Here is a 15,724-nt window from a genome sequence, read left to right on the forward strand (position 1 = left end):
CGCGCCGGGGAACGCACGCGGGTGGGGCGCCAAAGCTGGTCTTCCCCCTATGCACAGCTAAGCCGTCCTCCGGGGAGGGCCTAACATCCAGAAGTGGAGTCTGTTGGCGGCGTGGGCGTGCCCAGGGGGCACAGGCTGCCCGCTTCGTATGTCTTCCCCTCCATGATTCCTTGAACTGTCGATGCGATTCTCCTCCACTCCTCTCCAGATTTTCCTTGAATTTGGTTCAAGAGACGGGGGAGCCCCAAAGCGTCGACCGTGTCCCTGAATTCTCGGTACAGGGACCCAGTTACAATACCGTCAATGTAGGAGTACCAGTCACGCGGCTCGTTGCTCCGAAGCAAGCGACTGATGACACACTCTTCGAAGAGCAGTCCTCGATGAGCCATTTTGTCTATTAGCTTGAAGCGATCCGCTTTTCCGTAATTGGCATCCCAGGCGATCTCGAACAGTTGCTTGATCCTCGCAGGGGCTTGGGAGTTAGGCTTGGCGGCGATGACGAAGAACCCGTCCCAGCAAAGGTGCGGATCCGATTTGTCGATGCCTTTTGTGATTACTTCAATGTCCAGTTCCGAGGTTGAGTCCCCGAAGGAGAGCTTGCTTCTTTGTGTGACTATGAGCTTCCTTACGTAGGTTCTGGAGGTGGAGTATATTGACTGGAGGAGCTTGTGGGTTTGGGGAAATTGCGTCTGACAAATGTGGCGCACGAAGTCGTGGATTCTGTAGATGGAGATGAATCCCCCTGCCGCAAGCCTGCTTGTGAGCTTGTTGAACTCCTTTGCGTCACCAGTGTGGTCCAGTTTCTCTGCCGCATAGTAGGCCAGCAGGTACTCCATGAACCGGATGTGCCTGAAATGAAGAGTGCCTGAGAATTCGCTGTCCCTGGTGAGTAACTGCTCTGCGGTGATGAAGTGGATGACTGCATCGGCGTGGTCAGAAAGGCTTCTGAACTTCTTCTTGATGATGGACTCGGCCTCTTGTCGGGAGAGCGAGTTGGTACCTTTGATGGAGGCGGCCAGTGCCAATTCCGAGAGCACCTTCATGAGCAGGCGCGGGTCGAATCCGGGAATGGGACGCTTGAGCAGGTCTTCCTTCTTCCGTTCGAAATAGAGTCCCAGCATGTTCTCATGCAGGATGTCTCCACTGCTGACGGCGCCCCTATACTTGTTCGATTCGGATAGTATGAAAAGATTGAATGGGTGGGAGAGCAGTTGGATTGTGTCTGGATCGAGACTGTCTGTCAGTGTGTACTCGTAGGCCTCTTCGTATTTTCTTATTGCCAGGAGTGTTTCTTCAATACTGAAGTATGAAAATGTTTTCTTGAAGGTGGCTGTGCTGTTGCCCTCGAACAGGTACTCCCAGTCTCGCCAGTAATCCTCTCGGACCGTGAAGATGATTGCGATAGGGAAGCTTATCAGGTCCTGGGCCCTGGCGACTGAGTTGAGGCGGTCGAGAGACTTGATGACGGCCCTGATGTCTTGTCTCTTGTTCGGAATAAACGCCGCTTCGTCTAGTGAATCTATCGTGTAGATAAACGGTCTGTCTGTGGCACAGAAATGCGGCAGTCCGAAGCTGCTTCCCAGTTCAGAGAGGGTTTCTTCCAGGCACTCCACGCCTTGTTCGGCGGCGGCGCGTGCTACTCCAAAAAACTTGTCTCGAGTCAGCGCTATCTGGACGGACAGCGTCGTCTTGCCTGAGCCGGAAAGATCCCTGATTACGAGCAGTTGCTTGGGTGGTTCACGGCTGGTCGTATATGCGTGGGTGCCGCGAAGATGCTCTTTCTGTATGTTTGCAAGCTTCGATGGGCGCAGTGTGTTGGCGATTTGGGTGATGTTTTCGTCGATTCCTCGGTCGATATATATCTTTTGATGCTCAGTCAGGCGATGCCTTCGCAGGAAGGTTGCCGATGCCTTGCGACAAGCGGAGTCCAGTTGCTTTTCGCTAAGGGCCCTGTCGTAACACCAGTCCCGGACGTCTTTGAAAGATTTTGGATGAGAGATGCGTTTGGCCTTTGCGTGGAAGACCATGTATCTCAAATAGTCCGGCAGGGGAATCTTCAGTCGGCTCAGATCGTCCCAGTCGTTACCGGCGATTACGATGGTGATCATGGCCCCCCGGATGAGCTCCCTGGCGTCTTCGTAGATGCTCTGATCTACTTCATTCAAGGAGCAGAAGAGTCCGAAACATTGCCCGTGCCGCTTCCTGATTTTGAGCGCAAAGTCTTCCCAGTCGTGAGAGCCTCTCTTGATCGGGTCCCGCTTCGCTTTTGACTCGACGATGAAGTGCCAGCCACTCCATTCGAAGAAGGCGTCAAGCTGTTCGGACTCGCCACTGATTGGTATGGGGGGACGATTCGTCCAGGGGAGTATTTCCCTGATGAGTTGCTCGAACTGGTATCCTCGTTTTTGTGCGTTGGATTCTTTGCGTAGATTGGCTATTTGTGTGTAGTAAAGCGGGAAGGAGGGGTCTGGGTTCATTGGAACGTTGGGATTGGCGCTTGGGTTGGTTCCATGCGCAGCCTCGATATTGGCTGATCGCAGTCCACTCCCCTCATGAGGGGCTCGTGGTTGAATATGCGGAATCCGGCGGACAAGCTGTGAGACCTTGGGGCACTGTCCTTTGCTCCAGTAGACACACGCGGGAGGCGCCCAGGGAGGCTTCGCTCGTGGGCCGTCGGCCGCCCTTCGGCAGAGGAATGGGCCCGGAAGTGCTCATTGACCAGGGGAGCGAAGCGGCTGACACCTCAGCGGCTCCAGCCGCCGGAGGACGACATCGCTCGCAGGACGGAGGTCTCCCCAAGCGGCGCCCAAAGATGCAGGCCCCCAGCAAGGGGGCGAAATCACGAGGGCTTAGAGGCCTTTATCGTCCGGAGCTCGAAGAAGCGCGGTCCCCAACAACCGCCCATCAGAACGCGCAGTCCGCGCCCTTGGTGGGCAATGCCGAGCGCCCACCCGCGAGGTACGCATCCACCGACTTCGCCGCCTCGCGACCATCGGAAAGCGCCCAGACGATGAGGCTCGCGCCCCGGCTGGCATCTCCCGCGCAGAACACGCCGTCGGCTGTCGTCGCGAAGCGCGCGTCCACCTGCACGGTGCCTCGTGGTGTGAGCTTCACGCCCAGCTCCTCCGACAGCCGCCCCGGCTCCGGCCCCGTGAAGCCCATGGCCAGCACCAGCAGGTCCACGTCGAGCGTCGTCTCCGAGCCGGCCACCTCCACCATGCGCGGCAGTGCTCCGGGCTCCCGGTGCAGCTCCACCTGCACCGCGTGCAGCGTCTGCACACGTCCGTCCGTCCCGCTCAGCCGCTTCGTCAGCAGCGCGAAGGCGCGCTCGCCACCTTCCTCCTGGCTCGACGAGGTGCGGAACACCACCGGCCACTTCGGCCACGGATTGCCCGCCGCGCGCACCTGGGGCGGCGCCGGCAACAGCTCCACCTGCACCACGCTCTTCGCCCCCTGCCGCAGCGCGGTGCCCAGGCAGTCCGAGCCCGTGTCACCGCCGCCCAGAATCACCACCCGCCGGCCCGCCGCGTCCAGCCGCGCGTCCTTCTCGCCGTGTCCCGCCACGAGCCGGTTCTGGTGCTCCAGGAACTCCATCGCCTGCACCACGCCGGACAGCTCGCGCCCCGGCACTTCCAGCTCCCTCGGCCGCCGCGCGCCCATCGCCAGCACCAGCGCGTCGTGCTTCGAGCGCAGCTCGCGGAAGCCTGGCGCCCCACCGACATCCACGCCGTTGACGAAGGTGATGCCCTCCGCCTCCATCACCGCCAGCCGCCGATCCAACACCCACTTCTCCAGCTTGAAGTCGGGGATGCCGTAGCGCAGCAGCCCACCGGGCCGCGAGTCCCGCTCGTACACTGTGACGGTGTGTCCCGCCGCGTTGAGCTGCGCCGCCGCCGCCAGGCCCGCGGGCCCCGAGCCCACCACGCCCACGCTGCGCCCCGTGCGCCGCGCCGGCGGCCTCGGCTTCACCCAGCCCTCCGCGAAGGCCCGCTCCGAAATCTCCTTCTCCAGCTGCTCAATCGTCACCGCGTCCCGGTCAATTGCCAGCACGCACGCCGCCTCGCACGGCGCGGGGCACAGCCGCCCCGTCAGCTCCGGAAAGCCGTTGGTGCGGCTGAGCAGCTCGTACGCCTCACGCCAGCGCCCCCGGTACACGGCCTCGTTGAAGTCGGGGATGAGGTTCCCCAGCGGGCAGCCCTGGTGGCAGAAGGGCACTCCACAGTCCATGCACCGGCCCGCCTGGCGCTTCGCCTCCTCGGGCGCCAGCGGCAGCGCGAACTCCTTCCAGTCCCCGAGCCGCTCCTGCTTCTCCCGCTTGTGCGCATGGACGCGGGGCCACTCCATGAATCCCGTCGGCTTTCCCATGGTCAGGCCCTCCCGCCAGCGCCGGCCGTCTGCTGAAGCTGCTCCGCGATGGCCTCGATGGGCTTCCGCGCCGCGCGCCGTGCCTGGAGCACGCGCTTGTAGTCCGTGGGCATCACCTTCACGAACCGCGGCACCATCAGCTCCCAGTTGTCCAGCACCCGCTTCGCCAGCGCGCTGCCCGTGTGGCGCAGGTGCCGCTCCACCATGCCGTGCACGAGCCAGATTTCCGACTCGTCCACCAGCGACTCCAGCTCCACCATCTCCAGGTTGCACCGCTCGCGGAAGGACAGCTCCGTGTCCAGCACGTACGCCGTGCCACCGCTCATGCCCGCCGCGAAGTTGCGTCCGGTGGCGCCGAGCACCACCACCACGCCGCCCGTCATGTACTCGCAGCCGTGGTCGCCCACGCCCTCCACCACCGCCTGCGCGCCGCTGTTGCGCACCGCGAAGCGCTCACCCGCGAGCCCCCGCAGGTACACCTCGCCGCCGGTGGCGCCGTACAGCGCGGTGTTGCCCACCAGCACGTTGTCCTCCGCCACGAAGCGGCTGGCCTGCGGTGGGTAGACGATGATGCGCCCGCCGGACAGGCCCTTGCCGACGTAGTCGTTGGCATCGCCCTCCAGTTCCAGCGTCACCCCGGCCACCAGGAACGCGCCGAAGCTCTGTCCCGCCGAGCCCTTCATCTTCACGTGGATGCGCCCGTCTGGCAGGCCCCGACCCCCGTGCCGCCGGGCAAGCTCGCCCGACAGCATGGCCCCCACCGCGCGGTGCGTGTTGCTCACCGGCTGCGTCAAGAGGAGCGGCGGCCCGCCATCCAGCACGTGGCTCGCGGCCGCGAGCAGCGTGTGGTCCAGGTGGTCCGACACGTCCTTCACCCGAGGCACCTTGCAGTGCCGGGGCTCGCTGGCCGGAGCCGCGGGCGCCGCCAGCAGCGCGGACAGGTCCACCCGCTTCGCCTTCCAGTGGTCCACCGCCGGACGCTGCCGCAGCAGGTCCACGCGGCCCACCAGCTCCTCCAGCGTGCGCGCTCCCAGCGCGGCCATCTTCGTGCGCAGGTCCTCCGCGACGAGGAGGAAGAAGTTCACCACGTCCTCGGGCTTGCCCTGGAAGCGCTCGCGCAGCGCCGGGTCCTGCGTGGCGATGCCGGCCGAGCACGTATTCAGGTGGCACTTGCGCAGCATGATGCAGCCCACGGCCACGAGGCTCGCGGTGGCCATGCCGAACTCCTCGGCACCCAGCAGCGCGGCCACCAGCACGTCGCGCGCGGTGCGCAGGCCGCCGTCCACCTGCACCCGGATGCGCGAGCGCAGCCCGTTGTGCACCAGCACCTGCTGCGTCTCCGCCAGCCCCAGCTCCCACGGCAGGCCCGCGTGCAGGAGGCTCGACAGGGGCGAGGCGCCCGTGCCGCCCTCATACCCGGAGATGACCACCGCCCCGGCGCCCGCCTTCGCCACGCCCGCGGCGATGGTGCCCACACCCACCTCGCTCACCAGCTTCACGCTGACGCGCGAGCGCGAGTTCACCGACTGCAAGTCATAGATGAGCTGCGCCAGGTCCTCGATGGAGTAGATGTCGTGGTGCGGGGGAGGGGAGATGAGCGTGACGCCCGGCGTGGACCAGCGCACCTTCGCAATCCGCTCGTCCACCTTGTGGCCGGGGAGCTGGCCGCCCTCGCCGGGCTTGGCTCCCTGGGCGACCTTGATCTGCAATTCGTCCGCGTTGACGAGGTACTCGGTGGTGACGCCGAACCGTGCGCTCGCCACCTGCTTGATGGCGCTGCGGCGCGAGTCTCCATTCTCGTCCGGCGTGTAGCGGCGCGACTCCTCGCCACCCTCGCCGCTGTTGGAGCGCCCTCCCAGCCGGTTCATGGCAATCGCCAGCGTCTCGTGTGCCTCGGCGCTGATGGAGCCGAAGGACATGGCGCCGGTGACGAAGCGGCGCGCAATCGAGAGCGCGGGCTCCACCTCCTCCAGCGGCACCGCGGTGCGGCCCTCCGTCACCACGTCCAGCAGGCCACGCAGGTTGCAGTGCTCGCGCGTCTCGTCGTCCGCCAGCCGCGAGTACTCCGAGAAGAGCGCGGCGTCGTTGCCGCGCACCGCCGCCTGCAGCTTCGCGATGGTGGCCGGGTTCCACTTGTGCCGCTCGCCCAGACGGCGCCACCGGAACTGGCCGCCCACGGGCAGCAGGCCCTTCTCCGCGTCCGCCTCCGCGCCGAAGCCGCGCGTGTGGCGCTCGCGCACCTCGCGCCCCAGTTCCGACAGCCCCACGCCTTCCACGCGCGAGGAGGTGCCGGTGAAGTGCCGCTCCACCAGCGAGCGCTGAAGCCCCACCGCTTCGAAGAGCTGCGCGCCCCGGTAGGACTGGAGCGTGGAGATGCCCATCTTCGACATGACCTTGAGGAGCCCTTCCTCCACGGCGTGGATGAAGCGCTCCTGGGCCTTCTCCGCGTCCACCGCCAGCTCGCCCGAGTCCGCCATGGCGCGCAGCGTGTCCAGCGCGAGGTACGGGTTCACCGCCGACGCGCCATAGGCGAAGAGGCAGGCGAAGTGGTGCACCTCGCGAGCCTCGGCCGTCTCCAGGAGCAGGCCGGTGTACATGCGGATGCCGTCGCGGACCAGGCGCTGGTGCACCGCGGACATGGCGAGTAGAGCGGGAATCGCCGCGTGCGCCGCGTCCACGCCCCTGTCGCTCAGCAGCAGGATGCTGGCGCCCGAGTCCACCGCGTCCACGGCCGCCGTGCACAGCCGCTCCACCGCGACATCCAGCGCGCCCTCGCCACCGTCCACCGGGTAGAGGAGTGACAGGCGCTTCGTCTCGAAGAGCCCCTCGCCATGGATGGCGCTCAGCCTCGCGAGCTGCCCGTTGGTGAGGATGGGGCCCGGCAGCGACAGCCGGTGGCACTGCTCCGGCGTCTCCTCGAAGGTGTTGCTCTCCGGCCCGAGCGCGGTGGCCAGCGTCATCACCAGCGACTCGCGCAGCGGGTCGATGGGCGGGTTCGTCACCTGCGCGAAGAGCTGGTGGAAGTACGAGAAGAGGCTCGGAGCCTGGTCGCTCAGGACGGCCAGGGGCGTGTCCGTGCCCATGGAGCCCACGGGCTCCTTGCCGGTCTCCGCCATGGGGGCCAGCACCGTGCGCACGTCCTCGGCGGTGAAGCCGAAGGCGCGCTGGAGCCGCCAGAGCTCCTCACCTCGCAGCCGCACCGGGGCGGTGATGGAGGGCAGGTCATCGAACGTATAGACGTTGCGCTCCAGCCACTTGCGGTAGGGCCAGCGCGTGGTGATGTCGCGCTTGACGTCCGCGTCCTCGAGGATGCGGCCCTCGGTGGTGTCCACCAGCAGCATGCGCCCCGGCGTCAGGCGCCCCTTGCGCCGGACCTGCGCGGGCGGCACGTCGATGACGCCTGTCTCCGACGCGAGGATGATGCGGTCATCCTCCGTGACGAGGTAGCGCGCGGGCCGCAGGCCGTTGCGGTCCAGCGTGGCGCCGATGAGCTGCCCGTCCGTGAAGGCGATGGCGGCGGGCCCGTCCCACGGCTCCAGCAGGGCGGAGGAGTACTTGTAGAAGGCGCGGCGCTCGTCGGCCATCAGCGCGTCGCCCTCCCACGCCTCCGGAATCATCATCATCAGCGCGTGCGGCAGCGTGCGGCCGCCCAGGTAGAGCAGCTCCACCATGTTGTCGAACTGCGCCGAGTCGCTCTTGCCGGGGACGATGATGGGCTGGAGCGGCTCCAGGCTCCCGCCCAGCCGCGCCGTCTGGAGCAGCCCGCGCCGCGCCGTCATCCAGTTGCGGTTGCCGCGCAGGGTGTTGATTTCGCCGTTGTGCGCGATGAAGCGGAACGGCTGCGCCAGCTCCCACCTGGGGAAGGTGTTGGTGGAGAAGCGCGAGTGCACCAGCGCCAGCGCGCTCACGAAGTCCGGCTGCTGCAGGTCCGTGTAGAAGCGGGGCAGGTCCGCCGGCAGCATCAGCCCCTTGTAGATGAGCGTCTCCGACGACAGGGACGCGACGTGGAAGTGGCTCCCCGGGTCCACGCCGCGCGCCTGCACGCGGTTCTCCGTCAGCTTGCGGATGCGGTAGAGCTTGCGCTCGAAGGCGCTGGGCACCACGCGGCGCCGGGCGATGAAAAGCTGGCGGATGACGGGCGCGGCCTCGCGGGCCACCGGCCCCAGGTGCTCGGGGTCCACGGGGACGTCCCGCCAACCGAGCACGCGCTGACCTTCCTCGGCCACCACCTCCTCGAAGGCCGCCTCGCACGCGGCGCGCGCCTGGGGCTCGGGCGGGAGGAAGACCTGGCCCACGCCGTAGTGCCTGCGCGGGGGGAGCTCGAAGCCGAGCCCCGGCACCACACGCTCGAAGTAGCGGTGGGGGAGCTGCACCAGGATGCCCGCTCCATCTCCCGTCCGAGGGTCCCTCCCGGCGGCGGCCCGGTGGCTCAGCCGGTTGAGCAGCTCCAGGGCGTCCTCGACGATGCCTCGGGAGCGCTCACCTCGCAGGTGGGCGACGAAGCCCACGCCGCAGGCGTCGTGCTCGGTGTCGGGCTCGTAGAGGCCGTACCGGCCGGGGAGGATTGCGGACATCAACTTCCCCCTTCTCCGCTGACGCGGGAGGTCATGTGGATGACGCGATATGTTAACGCGTTGCGTTGGCGAATGGCAGTCCCCAGCGAGCCTCGCGGGGGACGCCAGCGGGGCTGGCCGACACCGCCGGGCAGGGAGGTGTCGCCTTCCCGGCAGCTCCAGGGCCGCCAGGGGTGTGCCTTCCCGCGACGCGAGGCGGCGCCCGGGACTCTGGGCGTGACGCGCCGCATGGAGGATGGAACGGGGGGCGGGTGGCCCTTTGTTTCAGGCAGGCGCGCCGGCAGCCGCCATGTCGCTGGACGCGCGAGCCCCGGCTCACGGGGACGGCGCTGGTGCGGTGCGGCCCTTTGTTCTAGGCAGGCGCGCCAGTCCCGCCGCGCCGGAGCCCGCCATGCCCTACACGCCCATCATCGGAACGCTCGGCTACGTCATGTCGCCGGACCGGCAGCGGGTGCTGCTGATCCACCGCAACGCGCGGCCGGATGACGCCCACTACGGCAAGTACAACGGGCTGGGCGGGAAGCTGGACCGCGACGAGGACGTGGCCGCGTGCATGCGCCGCGAGATTCGCGAGGAGGCCGGCATCGAGTGCGTGGAGATGGTGCTGCGCGGCACCATCTCCTGGCCCGGCTTCGGCAAGCACGGCGAGGACTGGCTCGGCTTCGTCTTCCGCATCGACCGCTTCGAGGGCACGCCGCTGGAGCGCAACCCGGAGGGCTCGCTGTCCTGGGTCCCCGTGGCGGAGCTGCCGAAGCTGAACCTGTGGGACGGGGACAGGCACTTCCTGCCGCTCGTGTTCGACGGGGACTCGCGGCCCTTCCATGGCGTCATGCCCTACGAGGGCGGGCGCGCGGTGAGCTGGTCCTTCACGCGGCTATAAGCACCGCTCGCGCGTCGGGGGTCTCTCACGCAACAGCAGGCTGTCCATCCGCAACAGCCTCACACTCCAAGTACGGTGGGACTGAACTCACCCGTTGACGGCTGGCCTGCTCAGGGAGTATCCATCTCTGACGTGAAAATGAGAACGATTCTCAATTTCGACTATCCGGCGGTGGCGGATGAGCGCGTCGCTCCGGTGGAGCGTGCGCGGCCCGCGGTGGGGCTGTTTCGCATGGGCGAAGCGGCTCCGGGCGAGGCTCCGTCGAAGCGCTGGGGCCAGGCCGTGGTGGTGGCCGTGGCGGTGCACGTCGGGGTGTTCGCGAGCGGGGTGATGTTCTCGTCCGCGCGGCCGGAGAGGGCCCTCGCGGCGCCGGAGCCGGAGCTGGTGTTCCTCACCTTCGCGCCGCCGCCGCCCGCGCCCGCCAGTACGGGCGCCGCCAAGGTGGAGAAGGCGCGCCCGACGCAGGCGCGCACCCCGCGCCCCGTGGAGCGCCAGTTCGTCGTGCCCGTGCCGAAGCCCATCCCCGAGCCCGAGGTGAAGCCCGAGCCGGTGCCGGAGCCTCCCGTCGACGTCGCGCCGTCCGAGCCCACGGAAGAGGTTCCGGCGGCCAACGTGGGCGCGGTGGTGGGTGGCGTGGTGGGCGGTGTCCTCGGTGGACAGCAGGGCGGGGTGGTGGGCGCTTCGGGCGGGACGGGTGAGGCCCTGGGGCTCAAGCAGGTGTCGCGTCCCCCGGCCGTGCTCAAGCAGGTGGCCCCGGACTACCCGCGCCGCGCGCGCTCGGAGGGCATCCAGGGGCTGGTGGTGGTGCGCATCATCATCGGCACGGACGGCAAGGTGGAGCCCCAGCACACGCGGATCATCCGCTCGGTGCCCGCGCTGGACCAGGCGGCCATCGACGCGGTCAGCCGCTGGCGCTTCTCCCCGGCGCTCGGGCGCGAGGGCCGGCCGGTGCGCGTCATCATCGAGATTCCCGTCGAGTTCTCACTGAAGTGAAGCCACGGGCCTCGCGCCCGGGCCCGTCTCCGCCCATGAACAGCATCTTCCGCAACATCCTCTTCTGGATTCACCTCGTGGTGGGCATCGTCGCCGGGCTCGTCATCGCGACCATGTCGCTGACGGGGGCGGCGATTGCCTTCGAGCCGCAGCTGCTGGAGTGGGCCGAGCGCGACGCGCGCCAGGTGCAGGTGCCCGCGCCGGACGCGGCCCGGCTCTCCGTGGACGAGCTGCTGGCGCGCGTGCGCGCCGCCCGTCCGGACGCGCAGCCCTCGGGCGTGACGGTGTACCCGGAGCCCGACGCGGCGGTGCTGGTGAACCTGGGCCGCGAGAGCCTCGTCTACGTGAATCCGTACACGGGCGAGGTGAAGGACGGCGGCGCGGAGGGGTGGCGCAACTTCTTCCACGTGAATGAGGAGCTGCACCGCTGGCTCGCGGCGTCGGGTGACAACCGCGCGGTGGGCAAGGCCCTCACGGGCGTGAGCAACATCGTGTTCCTCTTCCTCGCCGTGTCCGGCCTGTACCTGTGGTGGCCGCGCAAGTGGACGCTGCGCGCCATGCGGCCGTCGCTGTGGTTCCGGCGCGGGCTGAAGGGCAAGGCGCGCGACTGGAACTGGCACAACGTCATCGGCTTCTGGTCGCTGCCGGTCATCATCGTCCTCACCGCGTCCGGCATGGTCATCTCGTACCGGTGGGCGTCCGACCTGGTGTTCAAGGTGACGGGCAACACGCCTCCCTCGAATCAGGGGCCGCCGGGCGCGCAGGCGGGGGTGAAGCTGCCCACGCCGCCTCCGGGCGCCGAGAAGCTGAAGCTGGACGCGCTCTTCGCCGAGGCCCGGAAGGGGACTCCCGAGTGGAAGTCCGTCTCGCTGCGCCTGGGTGGCGCGCCGCGCCCCGGGGGACAGCGGGGCGCTCCGGGGCAGGGGCCTCGTGGTGCGCAGGGGCAGGGCGGGGAGGGTGCGAAGCCGGCCGGTCCGGAAGGCCAGGGCATGCGGGGTGCGCAGGCTCGCGCGGGTGAGGGCGGGGACGGTGCCCAGGCCCGTGCCGCGGAGGGCGCACAGGCGCAGGCTCGCGCGGGTGAGGGAGGCCCGGTTCCGGGTGGCCAGGGCCCGCAGGCGCAGGCCGCGGAGGGCGCACAGGCGCAGGCTCGCGCGGGTGAGGGAGGCCCGGTTCCGGGTGGCCAGGGCCCGCAGGCGCAGGCCGCGGAGCGCGCTCCGGGGCAGGACGGCCCCCGCGGTCAGCCGCCGGCGGGTGGCAATCGTGGCGGCGGCGAGGGTCGCGGCGGCGGTGTGGAGGCCCTCACCTTCACCGTGCGCGAGCAGGGCGCGTGGCCGCTCTTCGCGTCGACGCAGGTGTCGCTGGATCCGTTCACCGGCCAGGTCGCGAAGCAGGAGGGCTACGCGGACTACAACAGTGGCCGCAAGCTGCGCACGTGGCTGCGCTTCCTCCACACGGGCGAGGCGCTCGGCTGGCTCGGTCAGCTCGTCGCCGCCATCGCCTCGCTCGGAGGCGCGGTCCTCGTGTACACGGGCTTCGCCCTCGCGTGGCGCCGCTTCTTCCCGCGCCGCAGCACCCGCACCAGCACCGTTTCTGCCTCCGAAGCCGCCTCCGTGCAGGCGGAGCCGGAGACGACCGCGTAACCCCGAATCCATCGAGAAGGTCCGCCGGACGCGAGCGCCCGTGCCAGACCTCTTTGTGTCCTCAAGTTGATTTTGCGTATCAAAATCGGTATCGAACGAACACGTTGAACAGGCCTTCCCCGGCCAGGAGCACGAGAGCAGCCATGTCCCCCAAGACTCCCCGTACCCCAGGTATCCGCTCGGCCGTTGGTCACTCCGGAGGCGTGCGCGCCGCGCTGCGTCCCTGGGGGCAGGCCGCGGTCGGCCTCGCGTCGGCGCTGGCCGCCACTGGCGCCATGGCCCAGGAGCCTGTTGCCGCGCCGGTGACGCCGGCCAGCCCGCCGGCGGTGGTGGAAGGCGCGGAGACGAGCGGCGCCACCGAGGCGACCCCGGCCGCGCCCCAGTCCGGCACGGACACGGCCGCGCAGCCGACGACGGAGCAGGGCACGGAGAACACCTTCGTGCTGCCCACGGTGAAGGTGGAGGGCGAGGCGGAGAAGGGCTACCAGGCCCCCGCGAGCAGCCTCACGCGCCTGCCGAAGCCGCTGGTCACCACGCCGCAGTCCGTCACCGTCGTCCCCGAGGCGGTGCTCGAGGAGCAGCAGGTGACGACGGTGCGCGAGGCGCTGCGCAACGTGTCCGGCATCACCATGAGCGCGGGCGAGGGCGGCCGCCAGGGTGACGCCTTCATCGTCCGCGGCTTCTCCGCGCAGAACGACATCTCCCGCGACGGTGCCCGGGACCTCGGCTGGTACTCGCGCGACACGTTCAACCTGGAGGGCGTGGAGGCCTACTTCGGTCCGTCCGCCGTCCTCTTCGGCCGCGGCTCCACCGGCGGCGCCGTCAACCTGGTCACCAAGAAGCCGAAGAGGACCTCGTTCCAGGACGTCGCGCTGAGCGGCGGCACCGCGCCCTCCGGCCGCCTGGAGGTCGACCTCAACGAGGCCGTCAACGAGAAGTTCCAGGTCCGCGTCAACGCCATGGGCGAGCTGGGCAACGCCGCGGCCCGCAACGTCGTCACCGACAACCGCCTCGGCCTCGCGCCCTCGCTGCGCTACCAGCTGAGCGACAACACCGCCTTCGAGGCCGACTACCTCTTCCAGCGCGAGTCCGGCGTCCCCGACTACGGCCAGCCGTACTTCAACACCTACCCCGTCTCCACGACGCTCGACGTGCCGCGTGAGTCCTTCTACGGCGTGGAGGGCTCGGACAAGACGCGCGTGGACGCGCACGTCGCCAGCGGCCGGCTGCTCCAGCGCTTCGGTGACGCGGTGCTCTTCACCAACACGCTGCGCTACGGCCGGGTGGACCGCTTCTCGCGGCCCACGGCGCCGCGCGGCCTGACGCCCACCGCGGGGGCCCCCACCACCATCGGCCGGCAGCGCTTCGAGACCGAGACGGACAACAGCTACCTCGCCAACCTCGCGGACGTGCGCGGCACCTTCGAGACGGGCTTCCTCAAGCACACCACCAACGCCGGCGTCGAGCTGACGTGGGAGAAGCGCGGCCAGGGCCGCTTCAACCTGAACGCGGTGGGCCTGCCCACCGGCAACAACCTCCCCGCGGACCTGTTCGACCCGGACCCGCAGCCGGACCTGTCCGCCGTGCAGCGCGTCTTCTCCACCGCCAACACCAGCGTGCAGCGGACGATGGGCCTCTACGTCGCGGACCAGGTGGAGGTCGGCAAGTACGTGGAGGTGCTCGGCTCGCTCCGCTACGACGTGTTCAACACGGACTACGTCACCACGGCGGCCACGGGCGTGAAGTCGCGCTTCCAGAACAGCGACCACCTGATGAACTGGCGCGCGGGCGTCGTCCTCAAGCCCATGGAAGGGACGAGCGTGTACGGCATGTACGGCACGTCCGCCAACCCCTCGGCCGAGGTGGGCACGCTGACGGCGGACACGGTGAGCCTGGACCCGGAGAAGAACACCATCGTCGAGGCGGGCGCCAAGGGCTCGTTCCTCGGGGACCGGCTGGGCCTGAGCGGCGCGGTGTTCCGCATCACCAAGACGGACGCGCGCGTGCCCAACACGGACCCGGACGGGCCGCCGCAGATCCTCGCCGGTGAGCAGCGCGTGCAGGGCTTCAACGTGGGCGTGGCGGGGACGATTACCAGCGGCCTGAAGCTGCTGGCGAACTACACGCTGATGGACTCCGCCATCACGGAGCACACCAACCCGTTCCTCGTCGGCCAGCGCCTGCCGAACACGCCGCGGCACAGCATCTCGCTCTGGTCCACGTACCAGGTGCTGGAGAACCTGTCCGTGGGTGGCGGCGCCGTCTACCAGGACGTGACGAGCGTCAACAACCCGACCGCGGCCACGGCGGTGACGAACAAGGTGCCGAACTTCTGGCGCTTCGACGCGTTCGCCAGCTACCAGTGGGGCAAGGCGGCGCTGCAGCTCAACCTGTACAACCTCACGGACGCGCTCTACTACGACCAGTACTACTCGGGTCAGGCCGTCCCCGCGGAAGGCATCTCCGCGCTGCTGACCGCGCGCTACCGCTTCTAGTCGCGCGTCGCGGCCCCCGTCCTTTTCGGAGTCCTCTCCATGATGGTCCACATCCCCAACGTCCTCGGCGCGGAGCAGGTGGCCCACTTCCGCGCCGTCATGGAGAGGGCTTCCTGGACGGATGGCCGCGTCACCGCCGGGCACCAGTCCGGTCAGGTGAAGAAGAACCTGCAGCTCCCCGAGGGCGGGCCGGAGGCTCGCGAGCTGGGGGCGCTGGTGCTGGCGGGGCTGGAGCGCAGCGCGCTGTTCATCTCGGCGGTACTGCCGCAGCGCGTGTTCCCCCCGCTGTTCAACCGCTACGAGCCGGGGATGACCTTCGGCTCGCACGTGGACAACGCCATCCGCGGGCTGCCGGGAATGGCGGAGCGCATCCGCACGGACGTGTCCGCCACGCTGTTCCTCTCCGAGCCGGACAGCTACGACGGCGGCGAGCTGGTGGTGGAGGACACCTACGGCAACCACGCGGTGAAGCTGCCAGCGGGGGACCTCATCATCTACCCGGCGACGAGCCTGCACCACGTGACGCCGGTGACGCGCGGCGTGCGGCTGGCGTCGTTCTTCTGGGTGCAGAGCCTGGTGCGGGACGTGTCGAAGCGCGCGCTGCTCTTCGACATGGACACGGCGATTACGCAGCTCAACCAGGAGGTGCCCAGGAGCCCCGCCCTGGTCATGCTGACGGGCACGTACCACAACCTGCTGAGGCAGTGGGCGGAGCCGTAGGCGCGACTCCCTGACGGACGCGCCCCCCGGTGACTCGCACCGGGGGACGTCCGCCGT

General features: G+C 68.6%; 8 protein-coding genes. 5 read left to right on the forward strand and 3 right to left on the reverse strand.

Annotated features, from left to right (window positions below; genetic code table 11):
• Nucleotides 1-80 precede the first annotated feature (80 nt).
• The 3 genes from ACX9TP_RS22600 to gltB all read right to left on the reverse strand — a co-directional run bounded on the left by ACX9TP_RS22600 (nt 81) and on the right by gltB (nt 8,939).
• Nucleotides 81-2,477: an NACHT domain-containing protein gene (locus ACX9TP_RS22600; protein WP_482981803.1), complete on the reverse strand. Its 2,397-nt coding sequence runs from the start codon at nt 2,475-2,477 to the stop codon at nt 81-83.
• 427 nt (nt 2,478-2,904) lie between these two features.
• A complete protein-coding gene (locus ACX9TP_RS22605) occupies nt 2,905-4,365 on the reverse strand; it encodes a glutamate synthase subunit beta (protein ID WP_482981804.1) in 1,461 nt (486 codons plus the stop codon).
• A 2-nt stretch (nt 4,366-4,367) separates the two neighbouring features.
• On the reverse strand, nt 4,368-8,939 hold the full coding sequence (gene gltB / locus ACX9TP_RS22610; protein ID WP_482981805.1) for a glutamate synthase large subunit: 4,572 nt from the start codon (nt 8,937-8,939) through the stop codon (nt 4,368-4,370).
• A 391-nt stretch (nt 8,940-9,330) separates the two neighbouring features.
• Between gltB and ACX9TP_RS22615 the strand changes: the two genes are divergently transcribed.
• The 5 genes from ACX9TP_RS22615 (at nt 9,331) to ACX9TP_RS22635 (ending at nt 15,667) form a co-directional block, all read left to right on the forward strand.
• A complete protein-coding gene (locus ACX9TP_RS22615) occupies nt 9,331-9,819 on the forward strand; it encodes an NUDIX hydrolase (protein ID WP_482981806.1) in 489 nt (162 codons plus the stop codon).
• A gap of 138 nt (nt 9,820-9,957) precedes the next feature.
• Nucleotides 9,958-10,812: an energy transducer TonB gene (locus tag ACX9TP_RS22620; RefSeq protein WP_482981807.1), complete on the forward strand. Its 855-nt coding sequence runs from the start codon at nt 9,958-9,960 to the stop codon at nt 10,810-10,812.
• A gap of 35 nt (nt 10,813-10,847) precedes the next feature.
• On the forward strand, nt 10,848-12,452 hold the full coding sequence (locus ACX9TP_RS22625; protein WP_482981808.1) for a PepSY-associated TM helix domain-containing protein: 1,605 nt from the start codon (nt 10,848-10,850) through the stop codon (nt 12,450-12,452).
• A gap of 203 nt (nt 12,453-12,655) precedes the next feature.
• Nucleotides 12,656-14,947, forward strand: coding sequence for a TonB-dependent receptor (locus tag ACX9TP_RS22630; RefSeq protein WP_482981809.1), 2,292 nt, complete (start codon nt 12,656-12,658; stop codon nt 14,945-14,947).
• 39 nt (nt 14,948-14,986) lie between these two features.
• Nucleotides 14,987-15,667, forward strand: a complete 681-nt coding sequence (locus ACX9TP_RS22635) for a Fe2+-dependent dioxygenase (protein WP_482981810.1) — start codon at nt 14,987-14,989, stop codon at nt 15,665-15,667.
• Nucleotides 15,668-15,724 lie beyond the last annotated feature (57 nt).

The organism is Pyxidicoccus sp. M15 (assembly GCF_056858435.1).

Coding starts and splice junctions, on each gene's coding strand:
- ACX9TP_RS22625 (WP_482981808.1), top strand. CDS start 10,848: ATGAACAGCATCTTCCGCAACATCCTCTTCTGGATTCACCTCGTGGTG.
- ACX9TP_RS22635 (WP_482981810.1), top strand. CDS start 14,987: ATGATGGTCCACATCCCCAACGTCCTCGGCGCGGAGCAGGTGGCCCAC.
- ACX9TP_RS22605 (WP_482981804.1), bottom strand. CDS start 4,365: ATGGGAAAGCCGACGGGATTCATGGAGTGGCCCCGCGTCCATGCGCAC.
- ACX9TP_RS22615 (WP_482981806.1), top strand. CDS start 9,331: ATGCCCTACACGCCCATCATCGGAACGCTCGGCTACGTCATGTCGCCG.
- ACX9TP_RS22620 (WP_482981807.1), top strand. CDS start 9,958: ATGAGAACGATTCTCAATTTCGACTATCCGGCGGTGGCGGATGAGCGC.
- gltB (WP_482981805.1), bottom strand. CDS start 8,939: ATGTCCGCAATCCTCCCCGGCCGGTACGGCCTCTACGAGCCCGACACC.
- ACX9TP_RS22600 (WP_482981803.1), bottom strand. CDS start 2,477: ATGAACCCAGACCCCTCCTTCCCGCTTTACTACACACAAATAGCCAAT.